Origin of the sequence: Clostridium ragsdalei P11, assembly GCF_001675165.1 — a bacterium.
Taxonomy (GTDB): Bacteria; Bacillota; Clostridia; order Clostridiales; family Clostridiaceae; genus Clostridium_B; species Clostridium_B ragsdalei.
In genome coordinates this window covers 70977-92024 of record NZ_LROS01000008.1, presented here as the reverse complement: position 1 = coordinate 92024, position 21048 = coordinate 70977, and the positions used below count along the sequence as shown (strand labels likewise).

17 protein-coding genes, 1 other RNA gene and 1 pseudogene are annotated in these 21048 nt (G+C 31.3%); 15 read left to right on the top strand and 4 right to left on the bottom strand.

Annotation, left to right across the window (positions count from 1 at the left end; all coding sequences use genetic code 11):
- Positions 1-8: 8 nt before the first annotated feature.
- From CLRAG_RS04045 to CLRAG_RS04015, 7 genes are all read left to right on the top strand, one after another.
- Positions 9-707 (top strand): diacylglycerol kinase, encoded by a 699-nt coding sequence (locus CLRAG_RS04045; protein WP_065077210.1) that lies wholly within the window; start codon positions 9-11, stop codon positions 705-707.
- 197 nt (positions 708-904) lie between these two features.
- Positions 905-1786, top strand: coding sequence for a GTPase Era (gene era, locus CLRAG_RS04040; RefSeq protein WP_065077209.1), 882 nt, complete (start codon positions 905-907; stop codon positions 1784-1786).
- Between the two features lie 47 nt (positions 1787-1833).
- Entirely contained in the window at positions 1834-2607 is a 774-nt protein-coding gene (gene recO / locus CLRAG_RS04035; protein ID WP_065077208.1) for a DNA repair protein RecO, read from the top strand.
- A 15-nt stretch (positions 2608-2622) separates the two neighbouring features.
- A complete protein-coding gene (locus CLRAG_RS04030) occupies positions 2623-3228 on the top strand; it encodes a DUF4342 domain-containing protein (RefSeq protein ID WP_065077207.1) in 606 nt (201 codons plus the stop codon).
- A 207-nt stretch (positions 3229-3435) separates the two neighbouring features.
- A complete protein-coding gene (gene ccpN / locus CLRAG_RS04025) occupies positions 3436-4080 on the top strand; it encodes a transcriptional regulator CcpN (RefSeq protein WP_065077206.1) in 645 nt (214 codons plus the stop codon).
- Between the two features lie 67 nt (positions 4081-4147).
- Positions 4148-6781 (top strand): pyruvate, phosphate dikinase, encoded by a 2634-nt coding sequence (gene ppdK / locus CLRAG_RS04020; RefSeq protein WP_065077205.1) that lies wholly within the window; start codon positions 4148-4150, stop codon positions 6779-6781.
- A gap of 216 nt (positions 6782-6997) precedes the next feature.
- Positions 6998-8995: an oxidoreductase gene (locus CLRAG_RS04015; RefSeq protein WP_065077204.1), complete on the top strand. Its 1998-nt coding sequence runs from the start codon at positions 6998-7000 to the stop codon at positions 8993-8995.
- A gap of 42 nt (positions 8996-9037) precedes the next feature.
- On the opposite strand, the gene CLRAG_RS04010 is transcribed toward CLRAG_RS04015, so the two are convergent.
- Positions 9038-10075 carry a CotS family spore coat protein gene (locus CLRAG_RS04010; RefSeq protein ID WP_065077203.1) on the bottom strand — a complete coding sequence of 346 codons (1038 nt, stop codon included), beginning with the start codon at positions 10073-10075 and terminating at the stop codon, positions 9038-9040.
- Between the two features lie 402 nt (positions 10076-10477).
- Between CLRAG_RS04010 and dnaG the strand changes: the two genes are divergently transcribed.
- The 7 genes from dnaG to rnpB all read left to right on the top strand — a co-directional run bounded on the left by dnaG (position 10478) and on the right by rnpB (position 17249).
- Complete coding sequence (gene dnaG, locus CLRAG_RS04005; RefSeq protein WP_065077202.1) at positions 10478-12250, top strand: DNA primase; 1773 nt, start codon at positions 10478-10480, stop codon at positions 12248-12250.
- Positions 12250-13335, top strand: coding sequence for an RNA polymerase sigma factor RpoD (gene rpoD / locus CLRAG_RS04000; protein ID WP_065077201.1), 1086 nt, complete (start codon positions 12250-12252; stop codon positions 13333-13335). Before dnaG ends, rpoD begins: the two co-directional genes overlap by 1 nt.
- 259 nt (positions 13336-13594) lie before the next feature.
- Complete coding sequence (locus tag CLRAG_RS03995) at positions 13595-14485, top strand: PH domain-containing protein (protein WP_065077200.1); 891 nt, start codon at positions 13595-13597, stop codon at positions 14483-14485.
- 24 nt (positions 14486-14509) lie between these two features.
- Entirely contained in the window at positions 14510-15199 is a 690-nt protein-coding gene (locus CLRAG_RS03990) for a tRNA (adenine(22)-N(1))-methyltransferase (protein WP_065077199.1), read from the top strand.
- The gene (locus CLRAG_RS03985) at positions 15190-16005 is read left to right on the top strand and encodes a Nif3-like dinuclear metal center hexameric protein (protein ID WP_065077198.1); all 816 of its coding nucleotides are present in this window, start codon (positions 15190-15192) and stop codon (positions 16003-16005) included. The genes CLRAG_RS03990 and CLRAG_RS03985 overlap by 10 nt, the downstream gene beginning before the upstream one ends.
- Positions 16006-16126: 121 nt before the next feature.
- Complete coding sequence (locus CLRAG_RS03980; protein WP_065077197.1) at positions 16127-16840, top strand: zinc ribbon domain-containing protein; 714 nt, start codon at positions 16127-16129, stop codon at positions 16838-16840.
- Between the two features lie 63 nt (positions 16841-16903).
- Positions 16904-17249, top strand: an RNA gene (gene rnpB, locus CLRAG_RS03975) — RNase P RNA component class A.
- A 245-nt stretch (positions 17250-17494) separates the two neighbouring features.
- Here the strand turns inward: rnpB and CLRAG_RS03970 are convergent.
- From CLRAG_RS03970 to CLRAG_RS21030, 3 genes and pseudogenes are all read right to left on the bottom strand, one after another.
- Positions 17495-18982, bottom strand: a complete 1488-nt coding sequence (locus CLRAG_RS03970; RefSeq protein ID WP_065077196.1) for a pyridoxal-phosphate dependent enzyme — start codon at positions 18980-18982, stop codon at positions 17495-17497.
- A 115-nt stretch (positions 18983-19097) separates the two neighbouring features.
- Positions 19098-19421, bottom strand: a pseudogene (locus CLRAG_RS21035) (LysR family transcriptional regulator substrate-binding protein); the annotation flags it as partial.
- A gap of 43 nt (positions 19422-19464) precedes the next feature.
- Positions 19465-19680: a helix-turn-helix domain-containing protein gene (locus CLRAG_RS21030; RefSeq protein WP_242872086.1), complete on the bottom strand. Its 216-nt coding sequence runs from the start codon at positions 19678-19680 to the stop codon at positions 19465-19467.
- A gap of 113 nt (positions 19681-19793) precedes the next feature.
- Here CLRAG_RS21030 and CLRAG_RS03960 point away from each other — a divergent pair, with 113 nt between their 5' ends.
- Positions 19794-20555, top strand: a complete 762-nt coding sequence (locus CLRAG_RS03960) for a sulfite exporter TauE/SafE family protein (RefSeq protein ID WP_065077195.1) — start codon at positions 19794-19796, stop codon at positions 20553-20555.
- Positions 20556-21048: the final 493 nt, after the last annotated feature.

The window sequence follows — 21048 nt, the reverse complement described above, 5'->3', positions numbered from 1 at the left end:
GAATAGAGATGAAGGTTAAAAAGCTATTGGATAGTTTTAACTATGCTATTGAAGGTATAATATATTCTGTAAGAACTCAGAGAAATATGAAAATACATATGATAGCAGCTCTTTTAGTATTAGTTATATGCTTTATTTATGATTTAAGTAAAATGGAGATATTAGCCGTAATAATAACGATAAGTATTGTTATTATTGCGGAACTTTTTAATACTGCTGTAGAATCTGCTATAGATGCCACTATAAACTACTATCATCCACTTGCTAAAATTGCTAAAAATGTGGCTGCTGGTGGAGTGCTAGTTGCTGCTGTAAATGCTGTTGTGGTAGGATATATAATATTTTGGGATAAACTAAAGTATATTAATTTTATAGTCATGAGAAAGGTAAAAAGTACAAATCCTTATGTAATATTTATAATACTTGCAATTGTATTTATAACTACAATAATTATAAAGGCAATTTTTGGTGAAGGAACTCCATTAAAAGGAGGAATGCCAAGTGGTCATAGTGCCATAGCTTTTTCTATAGCTACTACTATAGCGCTTATATCAGAGCAATTAGCAGTGGTAATATTGAGCTACCTTTTGGCATTTATAGTGGCGCAAAGCAGGGTGGATTCAGATACTCATTCAGTCATAGAAGTAGTTTGTGGAGGAGCATTTGGTGTTTTGATAACTGTATTCCTTTTTAGAGTATTTAGCTAAAAGGAGAATTTAAATATTATATTTATATGTTTTTTAGGGGAATAATATGAATTATGTAGACAAGTAATTTTAGAATTTTCATCAGAAATATGGAAAGTATACTATTTAAGACATATGAAAATTTGCATGATAAGAATATAGAAAAAATTTTAGTAGAAACTTTTGCAAAAAAGATTTAGAAAATAAGGAGAAAATTTATGTTTAAATCAGGATTTATTACAATAATAGGAAGACCTAATGTGGGAAAATCAACGCTTTTGAATAATATAATGGGGGAAAAGTTGTCTATTGTATCTTGTAGACCGCAGACTACTAGAAACAGTATACAGACTATTCTAACAGAGGATGATTTTCAGTTGGTTTTTGTAGACACACCAGGTATACATAAGCCAAAACATAAGCTGGGGGACTATATGGTTAAAGCTGCTGAAGATTCCATCAAAGATGTAGATTTGGTGCTTTTTTTAACTACTCCTGAATTAGAGCCAGGCAAAGGAGATTTATATATTTTAGAAGAACTTAAAAAATGCAATGTACCTGTGTTTTTAGTTTTAAATAAAATAGATGAAAATCCAGAACATAGAGTGGCAGAAACTTTAAAAAATTATTCAGCTATATTTAATTTTGTGGAGGTAATACCTATATCTGCATTAAAGAGAAAGAATGTGGAAGAATTAATAGATCTTATGGTAAAGTATATACCCGAAGGGCCTAAGTATTACCCGGATGATATGATTACGGATAAACAGGAAAAATTTATAGTATCCGAGATAATTAGGGAAAAGGCACTCAGGCTTCTCTCAAAAGAAGTTCCACATGGAATAGCAGTAGAGATAGACTCAATGAAAAAAGACTCGAAGGAAATTTACAATATAGAAGCTACATTACTCTGTGAAAAAGATTCTCATAAGGGTATAATTATAGGTAAAAATGGTGCTATGTTGAAGAAAATTTCAACTTATGCAAGGAAAGATATTGAAAAATTTTTAGATACAAGGGTCTATTTAAAGGTATGGGTTAAAGTTAAGAAAGAATGGAGAGATAGTGATAGATTGTTAAAAGAATTAGGATATAAATAGTATGGGAATTTATTTTAAAATAAGGACATAATATAATTAGAACTGTAGTGGGGGATGATTTTCTGAACATATTCAAAACTAGAGCTGTCATAATTAAAACTCAAGATATAAAAGAGTCAGATAAATTGGTGTGGCTTTTTACTGAAAAATTAGGCAAGATAGCAACTATAGCTAGAGGATCAAAAAGTAGTAAAAACTCTCTATTTTCTACTACACTTCAGTTTTGTTATGGAGATTACGTAGTCTATAAAGGTAAGAACTTGTATGTAATAAATGAAAGTAGTTTAATAGATTCATTTCAAGATTTATTAAATGATTTAAATGATTTAACCTATGCTTCTTATTTTTGTGAACTTACGGATATAGCAATGAATGACGGTGAAACTAGCAGTGAATTATTTAGATATCTGGTTACTTCTTTTTATCTTATAAGAAGTCATGGAGTTGATGTAGAAACTTTAGCCAGAGCATTTGAACTAAAAATTTTACAGATTACAGGATATGGTCTTAATTTTGATCAGTGTGCTCTATGTAGAAAGAAAATTACATCTTTTGATTATTTAAATCTTCAGTATTTGGGCGGTGTTTGCAGTGAATGTGAAAAGGTAAATGGTATACCTATAAAATATGCTACTTCAAGTGCCCTCAAATATTTGTCTAAAATTCCTTTAGAAAATGTGTATAAGGTTATATTATCAGAAGATGTAAAAAAAGAACTATATAAAATTTTGACATTAATTATTTCTCAAAACTATTTTAGAAAACCTAAAAGTTTAGACGTTTTGAATTGCCTTCAAAGTTTTGAAAAAAATAAAAATTGAAAAGGAGAGAAAATTATGAGCGAAATAACATTAGAAAAAATTGATATTATAAGAGAGAGAACTGGAGTAACTTATGCCGAAGCAAAGGAAGCTTTAGAAAATTGTGAAGGAAATGTGGTTGATGCACTTATATATATAGAAGAAACTGAAAAATCAACTAAGGATAGTATGTATACTACAAAGGACGAATTTCTTGATTGGTTAAAAGATTTGGTTAGAAAGGGAAATGTAACTAGGATAAAAATAAGAAGAGAGGATAGAACTGTACTTGATATTCCAGTAAATGCAGGTATTGCAGCTACATTAACAGCACTTGTATGGCCGCCACTTATAGCTATAGGCATATTGACTGCTGTGTTTACAAAACTGAGCATAGAGATAATAAAAGATGATGGAAGTGTAGAAGTAGTAGATAAGATAATAAAAAGTGGAGTAAAGAGCACTGTAAGTGATGTAAAAGATAAAGTTTTTAATGCAGCGTCTTCTGTAAAAGATAAATTTTCTAATAAAAATGATGATGAAGATAAAAACTCATACAAGTATACTGTAAAATTTGATGACATTGATGAGGATGAAAAAGGATATGGAGAAAATGATGAAAAAAGTAGTGATAAGCAATAAATTTTATTATTAAGTTGTATTTGAAAGATATTTTAGGTGCAACTCATATACAATTTAAAATATATTGACAATTTTGAATAAAACAAAGAAGAGTATATTATTAATTTGTATATATGTGGTATAATAGCTTTAAGAATACAGTTATGGACTGTAGATTCCTCTTAGTAAATATTTTTACAATTGATTGGTTTACTATGAAGAGAGAGGGTGGACATCATAAAATTATCACCAAGGCAAGAAAAAATAATAGAATTAGTAAAAGAACATGCACCAATAACAAGTGAACAGCTTGCGTCCAAATTGAGTGTTACGAGGGCAGCTTTAAGACCTGATTTAGCCATACTTACAATGACAGGCATATTAGAGGCAAAACCAAAGGTTGGATATATATATTCTCAAAAACCTTCTTACAGTTTATTATATGATTATATAATGGAAATAAAAGTAAAAGATATAATGTCAAAACCAGTAATGGTAGATGAAAATACTACTGTATATGATGCAATATTATACTTGTTTTTAAATGATGTGGGAACTTTGTTTATAGAAAACAATGGTGTTTTGATAGGAGCTGTTTCTAGAAAAGATTTTATAAAAATAGCTATGGGCAGTACAGATATGCATAAAATACCTGTAGGTGTAATAATGACAAGAATGCCCAATATAGTATGTGTGCAGAAGGATGATCCCGCATATTTAGCAGCTCAAAAAATAATGGAGCATGAAGTAGATAGTCTTCCAGTAGTAGAAAAATCTTATGATAAATCTAAAAACGAAACATTTAAAATTATAGGGAAAGTATCCAAAACCAACATAACAAGACTTTTTGTAAAGATAGGAGAAAGTAAATAAACCGATTATTCAGGTAAATCCTGTTAATATACAAAAATGTTAAAAACTTTATAAGGGAGATGTTTGTATGAATGGTAAGAAGTACGTTTATCTTTTCAATGAAGGAAATGCTGGCATGAGAAATTTACTTGGAGGCAAGGGAGCTAATCTTGCAGAAATGACCAATCTTGGCATACCCGTTCCTGGTGGATTTACTATATCCACAGAGGCATGTACCAAATATTATGAAGATGGTAAATCCATATCACAGCAAGTTATAGATCAAATTTATGATGCACTTAAAAATGTGGAAGAGACAACAGGAAAAAAGTTTGGAAGTATAGAGAATCCACTGTTAGTTTCAGTAAGGTCAGGAGCCAGAGTTTCTATGCCAGGAATGATGGATACTATATTAAATTTGGGATTAAATGATGATACTGTAATAGGACTTAAAAAGCTAACAGGAAATGAAAGATTTGCGTATGATTCTTATAGAAGATTTATTCAAATGTTTTCAGATGTAGTTATGGGAATTGAAAAGAGAGAATTTGAAGATGTGCTGGATGACGTAAAAAATGCTAAAGGAGTAAAATACGATACAGATTTAGATGAATCCGATTTAAAGGATATAATCCAGAAATTTAAAGATATTTACAAAAAAGAAGTAAAGGAAGACTTTCCTCAAGATCCTAAGGAACAGTTAATTCAGTCAGTTACTGCAGTGTTTAGATCTTGGGAAAACCCTAGAGCAATAATTTACAGAAGGTTAAACGATATATCAGGTGATTGGGGAACTGCAGTAAATGTTCAATCAATGGTATTTGGAAATATGGGAGAGACTTCAGGAACAGGAGTTGCATTTACTAGAAACCCATCTACAGGGGAAAAGTCCATATTTGGTGAATATCTCATAAACGCTCAAGGAGAGGATGTAGTTGCAGGGATAAGAACACCTCAACCTATAACAAAGCTAAAAGAAGACCTTCCAAAATGTTATTCTCAATTTATGAGTATAGCGAATAAACTCGAAAATCATTATAAAGATATGCAGGATATGGAGTTTACTATAGAGCAGGGGAAATTATATTTCCTTCAGACGAGAAACGGTAAGAGAACAGCTCAGGCTGCACTTAGAATAGCAGTAAATATGGTAGATGAAGGTCTCATCACTAAAGAAGAGGCCATACTTAAAGTTGAGCCTAAACAGCTTGACACACTATTGCATCCAAACTTTGACAGTGATGAATTGAAACGGGCAGCTGTAATAGCAAATGGACTTCCTGCATCACCAGGAGCAGCTTGTGGTAAGATATATTTTACAGCAGATGATGCTAAGAAACATCATGATCAAGGTGAAAAGGTAATACTTGTAAGGTTAGAGACTTCCCCAGAAGATATAGAAGGAATGGCAGCTTCTGAAGGAATACTTACAGTTAGAGGAGGTATGACATCTCATGCAGCTGTTGTAGCAAGAGGTATGGGAACATGCTGTGTAGCTGGATGTGGTGATCTTATAGTAAGTGAAAAGGAAAAGCTTTTCAAAAGATTAGATAAGGTTTATAAAGAAGGAGATTACATATCTTTAGATGGAAGTACTGGAAATGTTTATGGAGAGCCTATAAAGACTGTAGCACCAGAAATATCGGGAGATTTTGGAATCTTCATGGGATGGGCTGATAATATAAGAAAATTAGGAGTTAGAACCAATGCAGATACACCAAGAGATGCAAACCAGGCTATTAGTTTTGGTGCCGAAGGAATAGGACTTTGTAGAACAGAGCATATGTTCTTCGATGAAGATAGAATACCAGAAATGAGAGAAATGATAGTTTCAAAAACGGAAGAGCAGAGAAGAAAAGCTTTAGATAAATTGCTACCAAGACAAAAGAAAGATTTTATTGGAATATATGAGGCAATGGAAGGAAAACCTGTCACAATTAGATTTTTGGATCCACCACTTCATGAATTCTTACCTACTGAAACTGAGGATATAGAGGCTTTAGCAAAGGAAGTGGGAGTAAGTTTTCAAGAATTGAAAGATACTATAGATTCTCTACATGAATTTAATCCTATGATGGGACATAGAGGATGCAGGCTTACTGTTTCATATCCAGAAATAGCTGAAATGCAAACAAGGGCTATTATAGAAGCAGCTATAGATGTTAAGAAGAGAAAAGGGTATGATATAGTTCCAGAAATTATGATACCTCTTGTAGGAGAAGTAAAAGAATTAAAATATGTTAAAGATGTAGTTGTAAAGGTAGCAGATGAAATAATACAAAAAGAGGGAGTCAATTTAAAATATGAAGTAGGAACTATGATAGAAATTCCAAGAGCGGCTATTACAGCTGATGAAATAGCAAAAGAAGCTGAGTTCTTCTCATTTGGAACTAATGATTTAACTCAAATGACTTTTGGATTTTCAAGAGATGATGCAGGTAAATTTTTAAATGATTATTATGATAAAAAAGTATATGAGTTTGATCCATTCCAAAAGTTAGATCAGATTGGAGTAGGAAAACTTGTAGAGACTGCTGTAAAATTAGGTAAAAAGACTAGACCTGACATTCATCTTGGAATATGTGGAGAACATGGAGGGGATCCATCTTCTGTAGAATTTTTCCACAATGTAGGACTTGACTATGTATCTTGTTCACCATTTAGGGTACCTGTGGCAAGACTTGCTGCAGCTCAAGCTCAAATAAAGAATCCAAGAAAGTAATTAAAAGTATAGTAATAGCTTAAAAAACCTTATAAAAGGGCAATTTGAAGCTATCTGTACTATGGCATTGTAACTTAATTTCACCATTGATTTTAAGTACAATGCCATGTTTTTATTGAAAAACTCATATTTCTAGTAATAGCTTTTACAAGGCCAAAAGATTTAGGGCCTTAGGTAAGTAAGTGAAATATATTAATTTAACAAGGAGGTTTATGTATGGTTTATAAATATAAAAAATTATTTGAACCTGTTAAAATTGGAAACGTTGAAATTAGAAATCGTTTTGCCATGGCACCTATGGGCCCACAAGGACTTGGTGATGCCGAGGGTGGATTTAATCAGCGTGGCGTAGATTATTATGTAAAACGTGCTAGCGGAGGCACTGGTCTCATTATTACAGGTGTAACATTTGTTGAAAACGAAGTAGAAAAACATGAAATGCCTGGTGTACCTTGTTCTACATATAATTCAATTCACTTTATAAGAACAGCTAGTGAAATGACCGAACGTATTCATGCCTATGATTCAAAGGTTTTTCTTCAAATGAGTGCAGGATTTGGGAGAGTGGCTCCACCATTAAATGAAAATGTACCACCAATAGCACCTTCTCCTATTCCCAATCGATGGGTTGATGTAACCTGCAGAGAAATAACTAAAGACGAAATACATCATATTGTTAAAATGTTTGGTGAAGGAGCAGTAAATGCAAAACGTGCCGGTTTTGACGGTATACAGATTCATGCTGTACATGAAGGTTATCTGCTGGATCAGTTTGCCATTTCATTTTTTAATCATCGTACTGATGAGTACGGTGGATGCATCGAAAATCGTCTGCGTTTTGCTCGTGAAGTTGTTGAAGAAATAAAGAAATGTTGTGGTAATGATTTTCCTGTTATACTGCGTTACAGTCCTAAGAGTTTTATAAAAAACTGGCGAGAGGGAGGACTGCCGGGTGAAGAATTTGAGGAAAAAGGAAGAGATGTTGACGAAGGTATTCAAGGAGCAAAGCTGCTTGTACAATATGGTTATGATGCATTGGATGTAGATGTTGGATGCTATGATGCATGGTGGTGGAATCATCCACCTATGTACCAAAAGAAGGGATTATATATTCCTTATGCAAAAATGATGAAACAAGCAGTTGATGTCCCAATAATATGTGCAGGACGTATGGACAATCCTGATCTTGCACTTTCTGCTTTAGATGAAGGTGCTTGTGATATGATAGGACTTGGAAGACCTCTTCTTGCAGATCCTGATTATGTAAATAAGTTGCATTTGGGTAAAACTGCGTTGATACGACCATGCCTTTCATGCCATGAAGGATGTCTAGGACGTATGGTAAAAAATGGATCCCTTAACTGTGCTGTTAATCCTGAAGCTTGCCGAGAAGGTATTAATTTTCTTACTCCAGCACTTAAACCAAAAAAAGTGTTGATAGTAGGTGGGGGCGTAGCAGGTTGTGAAGCAGCGAGAGTTCTTAAACTTCGTGGGCATGAACCAGTAATTTATGAAGAAACGGGAAGACTTGGAGGAAACTTAATTCCAGGTGGAGTTCCTGACTTTAAAGAAGATGACAGAGCACTTATTGCATGGTATGAAAATACTTTAAAAGATTTGGGTGTGGAAATAAAACTTAATACTAAGGTTACACCAGAAGTCGTCAGAAATAGTAGTGTAGATGTAGTAATAATTGCTACAGGCTCAAAACCTAAGATTTTTAACCTAGGAGATAACAGCAAAGTATTTGCTGCTGCAGATGTACTTTGTGGCAGGAAGCAAATAGGTGATAAAGTTGTAGTTTTAGGTGGGGGCCTTGTTGGTTGTGAAACAGCTCTTTATCTAAAAAAAATTGGTAAAAAAGTTACTATTGTTGAGGCTATGGATAGTTTGCTCGCTTTAAATGGTCCAAGCTGTTTTGCTAACATGGGAATGCTTTTGGCTCTTATTCCATACAACCATATTGATGTTCTAACTTCGTCAAAGGCTGTAAAAACTACGGATAAAGGTGTTCTTGTAAATACAGAGGGTAGTGGTAAGCGGGAGATTGAAGCAGATTCAATAGTTTTTGCCATAGGATATAATTCCAATAAAGAACTTTATAATTCCCTTAAATATGAAATACCTGATATACGACTTTTAGGCGATGCCAGGAAGGTTTCAAACATCATGTATGCTATTTGGGATGCTTATGAGGTTGCATCAAATTTGTAGTGAATAAATAGTTGATTAAACTGAATATAAAATTTCATACTATTAAATAATAATAGTATGAAACTTTTTTTCTACGTATTTCCCCAAACTTATAATAAATTTAAGCTGATCAATATTATTAGAACACTTTTTTAGTAAATAGTAAAAAGAATTATGATTACATTTTGATATGTTTTTATAATAATCTCTAGATATTTTCCAAAATTTTTGAGGAAAAGCTAAATAAGATATTATATATTTATAATCATCTAATGTTAACGGAAAAGTTTTTTCGTATAAATTTAAACATTCTAATGTTATATCTAGCTGCCAATTAGTAGAATTTCGCTTTAGAAATCTTCTTAAGAAATAGGAGATATCATGAGCACAATAGTCTATGCTGCATTTATCAAAATCTATTATCCAAATTTTATTGTTATCATCAAATATTATATTTTTATTTACATAATCTAGATGGCATAGGCAGGTATTTAAATTATCATAGTTTATAGAAGAAGATATTCTAGAGGACATTTGTGCCAATATAAGGTTGATTTCAAAATATTGTAGAAATAATTGTGAGAATTTATCTTTATATTTAGCTGCTAAATTTGAGCAGTTTAACAGTTGCTTAAAATGTTTTTCAAAGGATATATATGTTTTTTCAAAATTAATCCTTTCAATACTACCTTTAATGGGGGTGAAGTTTTTGCTTACTTTATGCATTTTTGCTAAATTAGAGATGGACACTAAAAGATGATCTTTAATGTTGTAATTACATTTAGTACCCGTTATCCAGGGAGTAAGCATAAAAAGCATGTCGTTATATTTTACATATCGACCTCCATAAATTGTAGGTAATATTCTAGGAACTCTAATGTTATTTCTAAAAAACCACTCTATGGCAGAATATACAAAAAGTAAATTTGCTTCATCGAAATATACTTTCTTTAAACAGTAATTTTCATTTAGATGACTTATTTTATATACTGCCCTCTGCTTATCTGTATTTTTAAATTTGATTCTATCTATAGATGCATCATTCATATTGTAATAGGGAAGTACATATTTTTTTACAGTTTTTTCAGATAACAAATCCATACAAAAACTCCTCAAAAGTTGTTCCTCTATAATAATATTAAGGTACCTTTTATAATATACATTATTCTTAAAAAAAGAAGTTTCAGAAAATAAAATGTAACAAATTTCTCATATAGAGAAGAATAATTTTTACTAGTATGTGGGTAAAATAGGAATAAATATATAGCATTTACAGTAAAGTTACAGAATTATATTATATATTATATATTTATAAGTAAAATTATGCAGTTTTAAAATTAAAAATTTTTTTTATTGAAGGATATTTAATTTTTGTAAAGAATATATATAGTATATTCCTTATTTGAGAAAAAAAATATTTATTTTTGAAGAAGGAATATAGTAATTTATGTCGAATATATTTATTCTTGAACATAATAATTTAAGATAGGTGGGGATTCGTTAGTGATATCGGAAGATGTCATTCAAAAAATAAAAGATGCAAGTGATATAGTAGATATCATATCTGAAAGTGTAAAGCTAAAAAGGGCAGGTAGAAATTATTTAGGATTATGTCCTTTTCATCAAGAAAAGACCCCATCTTTTAGTGTATCTGTGGATAAGCAAATATATAAATGTTTCGGTTGTGGTGAGGCAGGAAATGTAATAACGTTTGTTATGAAACTGAAAAAGTTAACTTTTCCCGAAGCATTGAAGATTTTAGCTGATCGAGCAAATATAGATCTGGATGAAACCGGTAATGGAAACAGTAATAGAAAAAATACTTATGAAAAACTTTATAGACTAAACATAGAAGCTGCCAGATATTTTTATAATTGTTTAAATAAAAATAAAATAGCTAAATCCTACATGTTAAATAGAGGAATAACAGAAAAAACCATGAACAAATTTGGTATCGGATATTCTGTTGATAGTTGGAATGATATGTTGATTTTCTTAAAGAAAAAAGGATTTACTGAACTGGATATGCTATCAGATGGACTTATAATTAAAGGTAAAAAGGGAAATTACTATGACAGATTTAGAAACAGAATAATTTTTCCCGTATTTGATTTTAGAGGAAAAGTAATAGGATTTGGAGGTAGAGTATTAGATGATTCTAAACCAAAGTATTTAAATTCTCCAGAAACTCATCTATTTAAAAAAGGTATTAATCTCTATGGATTAAATTTTGCCATAAAAAATAATACTTCTAGAATGTTTATAATTGTGGAAGGATACATGGACTGTATATCTCTTCATCAATATGGTATAACTAATGCAGTGGCTTCTCTAGGTACAGCTCTTACTATAAATCAGGCAAAACTTATGGCTAGGTATGTTGATAAAGTTATAATATCTTATGATGCAGATGCAGCAGGTCAAATAGCTACGGTTAGAGGCCTAGATATACTAAAAAGTGTAGGATTGGAAGTAAGGGTTTTAGTAGTGCCACAAGGAAAAGATCCTGATGAATTTATTAGAAATAATGGAAAAGATGCTTTTTTAGAACTTGTAGATAAAGCTCTTCCACTTATAGAGTATAGAATTCAAAGTATAAAAAATAACATGAATTTTAATGATTCTGAAGATACTATAAAATATGTAGAAAAAGCACTAAAAATATTGTCTCAATTAGATCCTATAGAAAGAGAAATATACATAAAAAAGATATCGGAAGAAACGGGAATAAGGGATCAAGTACTATATGATATGTTGAATGATAATATTCAAAAAAATGTAAAAAAAAATGAAAAAGTGAATATAGATGATGGTTTTGGACAAAAATTATATTTAGAGCCAGCATATGTAAAGGCTGAGAGAGCTCTTTTAAAACTTATTTTAGAAAATGAAGAAGTGTTTAAATATGCGTTAGATAAAATAGAAATTGATAATATTATATTAGAAAGTCATAAAAAAATATATAGTTATATAGTGGAAAATGTGAAATATGATATAGAAAAAAGAAAAAAAATTATAGAGTTAAATTGCCATGACGTAGATACCTCTAAAGAGTGGGTTAACATTATGGAAACTAAAATCGGATATGACAGCAGCAATTATAAAGATATGATAGATAATTATATAGATAAAATAAAAAGACATAGATTGGAAAAATCCAAGGAACACATTATAAATAAAATAAAAGAATGTGAAGCTCAGGGAAATTTGAATGAATCTCTAAAACTGGCACAAGAATTAATTAAAATACAAAAAAGGATTGGTGAAATGCAGTAATGGTAAAAGGAGGCAATAAAATGAAAAGTAAGAGTGCAAAACTACAGTTAGTTAAAAAAATCATAGAAAAAGGTAAAAAAAATGGCACCTTAACTTATAAAGAAATAATGGACGAATTAGAAGAGGTGGACTTAAGTCCCGAGCAAATAGAAAAAATATATGAAGCTCTTGAATCCATGGGAATAGAAGTAACTGGCGATGAACATGGAACAGAATCAAATGAGAAAACCTTAGATTTATCGGTTCCTGATGGAATTGCAATAGATGATCCTGTAAGAATGTATTTAAAAGAAATAGGAAAAGTTCCGCTGCTTTTACCAGAAGAAGAAATATCTCTTGCAAAAAGAATAGAAGAGGGAGACATAGTTGCAAAGAAAAAGTTAGCAGAAGCTAATTTGAGGTTAGTAGTTAGCATAGCTAAAAGATATGTAGGTAGAGGAATGCTTTTCTTAGATTTAATTCAAGAAGGGAATCTTGGACTTATAAAGGCAGTAGAAAAGTTTGACTACAGAAAGGGATATAAATTTAGTACCTATGCTACATGGTGGATAAGGCAGGCAATTACAAGGGCAATAGCAGATCAGGCAAGAACAATAAGAATACCTGTTCACATGGTAGAAACCATAAATAAACTTGTAAGAGTTTCAAGACAGTTACTTCAAGAACTTGGAAGAGAACCTCATCCAGAAGAAGTAGCGCAAATAATGGAGATGCCTGTAGATAAAGTAAGAGAGATTATGAAAATAGCACAGGAACCTGTATCTCTTGAAACCCCTATTGGAGAAGAGGAAGACAGTCACCTTGGAGACTTTATACCAGATGATGAGGCGCCAGCACCTGCAGAGGCCGCAGCTTTTACAATGCTTAAGGAACAGCTTATAAATGTATTGGATACCTTAACTCCAAGGGAAGAAAAAGTTTTAAGACTTAGGTTTGGGCTAGATGACGGAAGAGCTAGAACTCTAGAAGAAGTTGGAAAAGAGTTTAATGTAACTAGAGAGAGAATAAGGCAGATAGAGGCCAAGGCTCTTAGAAAGCTAAGGCATCCAAGTAGAAGTAAAAAATTAAAAGATTATTTAGATTAAGGCACCCCTTCCAAGGTGCTTTTACTTGTCTGAAAAACTAATTTGCAAACTTTCAAATAGGAGCAGAATATAACTTTATCCGATGACTACCTGCTCTAATACTCCAACGCACTCTGTGATAGTCGCTTTTCTCCAAGTTTACGTTGCGAGCAGCTACGTCCCTGGATAACGATTCCTAAGCATCAGGTGGAGTCAAAACTCCATCTGACGCCAAGGACTCTGTTTATGATATAATATTTAATAAAGAAGGTGAGCAAATATGAAAACTACTTATAAATCTGCAAAAGGAGTAGGAGTATGGGCTATAGCAGGCATAACAGTTATATACAATGTATTTATGATAGTTCTTATAAATTTTATAAATTCCTACGAAATATTTAATCTTTTTAAACTAGCATTTATAGCTATAAATGCATACCAAATTTATTATATTATAATTTGTGGAACTTTAAAATACTCTATAGATGAAGAAAATTTGTATATAACCAGTATGTTTAAATTTAAGAATGAAAAAATTCCTTTTAAAGATATAAGAATGTATCAAAAATCTAATGGATACATTAAAGGAGTAAAGCTATCAGGATATGGAAAAAGTAAATTTGCCATAGGAAGGTCGTTTATTCATAAAGTAGGTAGAACATATATGTTTGTTACTTCAACTAAAAATGTTATATACTTAAAGACAGATGATATAACTTATGGAATATCACCAGAAAACTTTCAAGAATTTGAATTAAAAATAAAAGAAAGACATATAGAAAATTTACAGTGGGAAAATAAATTAAATAAGGGTATTGAATTAAGAAAAGAACCCAAGTTTCTTGTACCATTTATAATTGCAGCACTTACAGTCCTAATGCTTACATTAAACCCTATAATCATGTATCTTTATGGAAACTTGCCAGATAGAATGCCTTTAAGCTTTAATCCCAATTTTATAGCTGTAGAATTTGGAACAGGAAAGCAGTTTGCATTTAAACAAATGACATATGGACTTTTGAATATGGGACTTCTGTTTTGTATGTACTATGCCGCATATATTTTTTCTAAATATGATAAAAAGGTTTTTTATAAGTTTATATATACTGCATTGGTAGTGGCAGCATTTTTTTTAATTATGCAGATAAGAATACTTTGTACATTTAAATAATATTATTTTGGAATGGAGGATTATATGGAAATTAGTTTAAGGCTTAAAACTGTATCAAGTATGGTAGACAATTGTGAATGTGCAGCGGATATAGGTACAGATCACGGATATGTCCCTATCTATCTAGTAGAAAGTAAGGTGTGTAAAAGGGCTATAGCTTCAGATATAAATAAAGGACCTGTAGAAAAAGCCAGATTTAATATAAAACTTCATGGATTGGAAAATAAAATAGATGTAAGACTCGGTAGTGGACTTGCCTCTATAAAGCCTGGAGAAGTTCAGTATGTGATAATTGCAGGTATGGGAGGCAATCTTATAAGAGACATAATTATTGACGGTATGGAAGTGTTTAAAAGGGCAGATGCTTTAATACTTCAACCTATGAGAAATTCTGAAGTTCTTAGAGAATATATATACAAAAGTGGTTTTAAAATAATAGATGAAGAATTATGTATTGACGAAAACAGATTTTATGAGATAATAAAAATAAGATATGATAATGAAAAACAAGAAGTAGATAGTATATTCTATGAAGTGGGAAAGGCTTTGATAGATAAAAAGCATAAGCTTCTTTTAAAATTTGTAAAAAGTAAGATTGAATCCTATAATAAAATAATTTTAAATATAAAAGACAATACAGAGCTAGCGAGAAGAAGGAAAGAAGATTTATGTAATAAAATAAAGAAGCTGCAGGAGTTGATAGAATGTATTTAAGAGTACAGGATGTACATGATATATTGGAAAAAAGAGCACCTTCTATACTTAAAGAAAGCTATGATAATGTAGGGCTTATGGTAGGAGATATGAAATCTGAAGTAGGATCTATACTTGTGGCTTTAGATTGCACACTAGAAGTAATAGAAGAAGCTGTAAAGAATAATTGTAATCTTATATTTACCCATCACCCACTACTTTTTAAAAGACCGTACAGCATAACTACTGATACTCTAATAGGAAAAAAAATAATAGAGTTAATAAGAAATAATATAAATGTATATTCCAGTCATACTAATCTGGATTCTGTAAAAGGTGGAATAAATGATATTATTATGGAAAAGCTTGGACTTACCAATTATAAGGTTATTGAACCTTCTAGAATTAAGAATTATGGCGAAAATGATTGTGGTATAGGAAGAATTGCAAGCCTTACCGAACCTATGACTTTAGCTAAGTTTTGTAATGAGGTAAAGAAATGTTTGAATATCTCTTCAATTAGATATTCAGGAAATGAACTTAAAATTATAAGTAAAGTGGCTCTTGTAAACGGAAGTGGCCAGGATTATTTTGATGCAGCTAAAGCATTAGGTGCAGATTGTGTTATTACAGGTGATACTACTTATCATTATGTAAGTGATTTTCAAGAACAAGGTATAGCTGTAATTGATGCAGGACATTTCGGAACAGAATGGCCTGCTATGGAAATTATAGCTGATTTTTTAAGACATGAAATAAAAGTAAGAGGATTTGAGAATACTGTAATTTTATCAAAAGTAAATAAAAGTCCGTATAAATATAAGTAGAAATGAAAATTGAATTCATTTCTACTTTTTTTAAAATAAATATGGAAAGTATTTCACAGTATGGTGTTATTTACTCTAGAATTATATTTAAAAAATTTATTTAAATTAATGGGAGGAAGATATGATAAATTTACTTATTGAAATTCAGAAAAATATGGGGATTATAAAGAAAAATAAGAAAGATATAAAAGAAGATTCAAATGTTAGCTTATTGAAAGAGATGAAAAAAGAATTTGAGGCAGAAAAGCTAAATTACAAAAATATAGATAATAAATTTAAAAAGATAGAAGAGGATATGAAAGAACTAGAAGAAAAAATAAGTAAGCTAAAAGGGGATATAAAGATAGATGAGAATAAGTTATATGGAGACATGAAGTATGATTTAAAGTTTATGGAAACACTGGAGAAGTCCATTAAATTGAAAGAAAATGATATGAAGAAACTGGAAGAAGATAGTTTAAATCTTATGTATGAAGAAGAGAATACATCAAAAGAAAAGTCTAAAAGTAGAAAAAAGTTGATGGATTTAAAAGAAAAGTTTTATAATTGTAAGGAAAGTAGCAGTGAGAACAGAGTTAGAGCTAAAGAAAATATAGTTAAGGCAGAAGGTAATATTAAGGAATTTGAACAACGTATTCCTAAAAAACTTTTGGATGAGTTTAATGAACTATGTTCTGTTAAGGGGACAGGAGCTGCCGTAATTTCAAAAGGAGTCTGTTCTGGGTGTAAAATGAAGGTATCTGCTGTTACTGTAGATGATATCAAAAAGAATAAGCATATAGTTTATTGCGATAATTGCGGTAGAATAGTACATTATAACCATTCAATTGAATAACTTACATTAAAAAATTAAAATTTTTGTTGTAATATTTTATTAGTTATGATATTATGTAACTCGTAAGTAAGTCAGACAATCGCTGCTGTAGAAATACAGGAGAGGAAAGTCCGGGCTTCATAGGGCAGGGTGCTGGGTAACACCCAGTCAGGGTGACCTGAAGGAAAGTGCAACAGAAATATACCGCCGAAATTTTATTTCGGTAAGGTTGGAAAGGCGAGGTAAGAGCTCACCAGCGCATTGGTGACTTTGCGGCTATGTAAACCCCATCTGAAGCAAGATCGAATAGGAAAGCATATAAAAGCGGCCCGCTTTGCTTTCGGGTAGTATCGCTTGAGCCCACTGGTAACAATGGGCCTAGATAGATGATTGTCTAATACAGAACTCGGCTTATAGATTTGCTTACCCACTAGAAAACACTAGGTTTTGACCTGGTGCTTTTTTATTTTGCCTACATTCTTCCGCCGTGCCGTTCTTCACAAACAAATTTACTAATTTGTTTGCAGTACGTTTTGCATTTTTTTATTTACATGGGATTATATATTTGCGGTAGTAGAAATGTCTTTAGAATTATTATGAATGGTTAATTTAGGAGACAAGAAAAGGGATATATGTACAATATACCCCTTAACATACAACTTTTATTACTAAGCATTATAGATTCTTTGTTAAACCAGTTCTCTCATTAAAGGCCTCAATGTATTTATCAAGTTCTGGTCCCATTTGGTGCAGCTTACCCCAATAATTATCATAATCATACCATTGTGCATTTAATTCTTCTAAATCATATTGTTGCTGTTCAATCCATGTATAGTATTTAAGATTATGAATACGCTTTTTACTTTGATATGTTAATTCTTCCATACTATCAGTTCTAACGCCTAAAACATTTCTATTATGATCTATAGCACCATCAACAACTTCATAATCTCTTCCTCTTTCAGCAGTCATTTCTTGTAATCTTGATTGATACATTTCTGCTGAATCAGTAAGTACTGTTATTACCATATCATTTTCATTTAATTCATAATATTTTGCGAATTTTATACATGAAAGTATATTTGCTGCGCCTGATATACCAACCCATGAAAGCTTTTTAATTACATCTTCTTTAACTCCTGCAGACCTTAGATATTCTTGTCCAGCAGGTTCATTAAATAGACGGAACAGAGCTAAACTATCATTATCATCTATTGCAATGACCATGTCTGTATTCTTTATATTATGAATCCACGGCACATGTTTGTCTCCAATACCTTCAATTCTATGTTCGCCAAAACCATTGTTAAGCAGAGTCGGACATTGTAATGCTTCGCCAACTGCAAATTTAGCATTTGGATATTGATCCTTTAGATAGTCTGCACTGCCTAAAGTTCCAGCTGATCCTGATGTTAAACATACGCCAGCAAATTTTCCCTTTTCACCAGCTTCAGCTTTAATGACTGATTCCATAGCACTGCCAGTAACTTCATAATGCCATAAATGGTTACCAAGTTCACCAAACTGATTAAATATAACAACATTATCTCTTGTTCTTCTTAGTTCCCATGTTTTATCATAGATTTCTTTTACGTTACTTTCGGAACCAGGAGTAGCAATAACTTCTCCAGCTACTTTTTTGAGCCAATCAAAACGCTCTTTACTCATATTTTCCGGTAAGATAGCAATTGAACTGCAGCCTAGTAATGCTGAGTTATAAGCTCCCCCACGGCAGAAGTTACCAGTTGAAGGCCATACTGCCTGATGGTAAGTAGGATCAAATTGACCAGTTACTAAACGTGGAACTAGACAAGCAAAGCTTGCCCCAACTTTGTGAGCTCCTGTTGGAAAGAACTTTCCTGCCATAGCAAAAATTCTAGCTTTAACACCTGAAATTTCAGGAGGAATTTCAATATAGTTTGGTAATTTGTTGTACAAACCACCTTTTGCTACAGGCTCATTATACCAGGAAATTCTAAATAAATTAATGGGATCTATGTCCCATAATCCTGTTTCTTTTAATCTAGATTTAATTTTTGCAGGCACCTTGCTGGAATCTTTCATTTGTGCTAGTGTTGGAATAATGATATTTTTTTCTTTGGCACTGGCTGCTGTTTTTTTCAATTGTTCTTCATTGATTGTTAAATCGATCAATTTATGCATCCTTTTTACCTCCTATTTATACAAGTTAAAATTAGACTAACTAGTTAGTCAACATATTCTATTCTTTAGTATATAATATTTTTTAGTATATGTCAAAAATAACCATAGAGATTGATTAATGAAATTTACTTTTATAAAATTTAATAGTGTAATCGATAAATCTCTTAGAGGCATTAGAAAGATATTGATTTTTGTTATAGGCAATAGAAACTCCTCGTTTTAGCATAGGACAATTTAGTTTGTAAAAGCGAAAATTTTGCGCATTTGGCGAATATTTAACCAGCGTATCTGAAATAAAAACAGCTCCAAGACCTTTTGAAGCAAATTCAAATGAAGTCATCTGTTGATTAAATGACATTTTTACAAAAGGTGTAATTTGATAATAATTAAAAATTGCTTTAGTTCTTCTAAAAATTTCATTGCTTGGTTCTAATAAAAGAAATGGAAGATCTTTTAGCTCATATAAGTCAACTGCAGATTGACTAGCAGAAAGATGCTGATTGTTTTTTTATTTGAGCAGAGATCATGCCGCATTTAGAAATTTTTTTACCTATTTCAAATAAAGATTGGCCAAGGTTATGTTCCAATTTGCGGATTGCAATACTTAAGGCAGGCTGTGTTATATATAAATTCTCTGCTGCCTTGGAGAAACTTCCGGATTTATATATATCGTAAACATAATTCATATTTTCAAACAAACTTTTCACCTCAGTATAAATTGAATTTATATGATAAGTAAAATATATAAATTTGATTATATATTAAAAAGTTGGTAATATCAATATTGTATGAATTTATGGGGAGGTTAGAAATGATTACATATATTATAGTATGCCCACTAGTTTTTATTGCGGGTTTTGTAGATGCAATTGCAGGCGGAGGAGGACTTATATCACTTCCAGCATATATGATTTCAGGTATTCCGGTTCATTTTGCTATTGGTACAAATAAAATGAGTTCTTGTATGGGGACAATTATAGCTACATGTCGCTATGCTAAAAATGGATATATAAAGCTGAAACTAGGAATTTGCAGTGCAGTCTGTGCTTTGATTGGGTCGCCACTTGGAGCTCTTATTTCCTTAAGAATAGAAGACTTCTATTTTAAAATTTTAATGTTGTTCATTTTGCCTATAACAGCATTTTATGTTTTACATAAGCATAATCTTGAAGATAATAAACAGGAAACATCAATTAGTTATAAAACTTACATAACATGTATGCTAATTGCATTTTTTTTAGGAGTCTATGATGGGTTTTATGGCCCAGGAACAGGAACATTTTTATTGTTATTATTGACGAGCATTGCAAATTTGAGTATGAATACTTCTGCAGGAATTACAAAGGCTATAAATTTATCATCAAATGTAGCTAGTTTAGTAACATTCATTATAAATGCAAAGGTATTTTTAGTTTTGGGTTTAGTCGCAGGCTTATTTAGTATTGCTGGAAATTACATTGGCTCTGGTTATTTTACAAAAAGCGGATCAAAAGTAGTACGTCCTGTAATTATAATTGTACTTACGATTTTTTTCATTAAAATATTAGTTGAGATATTATCCAAGCAATTATAATTCCAATTGAAAGTGCCGATAACACTAATCAATCCTAGAATGTTTATTTTGTTTTAGGAATATTGGATTCTAATTAACTCAACTTTCGCACATATAAACTTTTTTAATTAATAGTTAAGAATGAAGAATTAATAGTTAATGTGAATTTTTTTCCGTTACACTACAAAAAATCTTTGATTAAGCTTTTCACCACTCGTTTCTCTAAAACGAAACATTGCTGATTTATATAAATTAAAAGATTTTTTGCGACAGCTAAAAATCATCCTTTACTATTAATTTTTCATTATTAATTCTTAACTTGCGAAGCTTTGCTTCGCAAAGTTTTAAAACTGCGAAAGTTGAGTAATTAATATATTAGTAGGAAAAAGGTGCTAGTCTTTGCCAGATGGATTACTTTTTTCTTTGCTATTAATTTTTATGTGAATACCAAGAAATTTAAGGAGTGTGAAATATATGGACGAATTAGAAAAAAGAAAAATAGAATTATGAAATC

What these genes read in the sequence shown, in the direction of transcription:
- CLRAG_RS03990 (WP_065077199.1), top strand. Translation starts at nt 14,510, where the DNA reads ATGGAAATTAGTTTAAGGCTTAAAACTGTATCAAGTATGGTAGACAAT.
- CLRAG_RS03970 (WP_065077196.1), bottom strand. Translation starts at nt 18,982, where the DNA reads ATGCATAAATTGATCGATTTAACAATCAATGAAGAACAATTGAAAAAA.
- CLRAG_RS04010 (WP_065077203.1), bottom strand. Translation starts at nt 10,075, where the DNA reads ATGGATTTGTTATCTGAAAAAACTGTAAAAAAATATGTACTTCCCTAT.
- CLRAG_RS03960 (WP_065077195.1), top strand. Translation starts at nt 19,794, where the DNA reads ATGATTACATATATTATAGTATGCCCACTAGTTTTTATTGCGGGTTTT.
- CLRAG_RS04015 (WP_065077204.1), top strand. Translation starts at nt 6,998, where the DNA reads ATGGTTTATAAATATAAAAAATTATTTGAACCTGTTAAAATTGGAAAC.
- CLRAG_RS03980 (WP_065077197.1), top strand. Translation starts at nt 16,127, where the DNA reads ATGATAAATTTACTTATTGAAATTCAGAAAAATATGGGGATTATAAAG.
- era (WP_065077209.1), top strand. Translation starts at nt 905, where the DNA reads ATGTTTAAATCAGGATTTATTACAATAATAGGAAGACCTAATGTGGGA.
- ppdK (WP_065077205.1), top strand. Translation starts at nt 4,148, where the DNA reads ATGAATGGTAAGAAGTACGTTTATCTTTTCAATGAAGGAAATGCTGGC.
- rpoD (WP_065077201.1), top strand. Translation starts at nt 12,250, where the DNA reads ATGGTAAAAGGAGGCAATAAAATGAAAAGTAAGAGTGCAAAACTACAG.
- CLRAG_RS03985 (WP_065077198.1), top strand. Translation starts at nt 15,190, where the DNA reads ATGTATTTAAGAGTACAGGATGTACATGATATATTGGAAAAAAGAGCA.
- CLRAG_RS03995 (WP_065077200.1), top strand. Translation starts at nt 13,595, where the DNA reads ATGAAAACTACTTATAAATCTGCAAAAGGAGTAGGAGTATGGGCTATA.
- CLRAG_RS04045 (WP_065077210.1), top strand. Translation starts at nt 9, where the DNA reads ATGAAGGTTAAAAAGCTATTGGATAGTTTTAACTATGCTATTGAAGGT.
- CLRAG_RS04030 (WP_065077207.1), top strand. Translation starts at nt 2,623, where the DNA reads ATGAGCGAAATAACATTAGAAAAAATTGATATTATAAGAGAGAGAACT.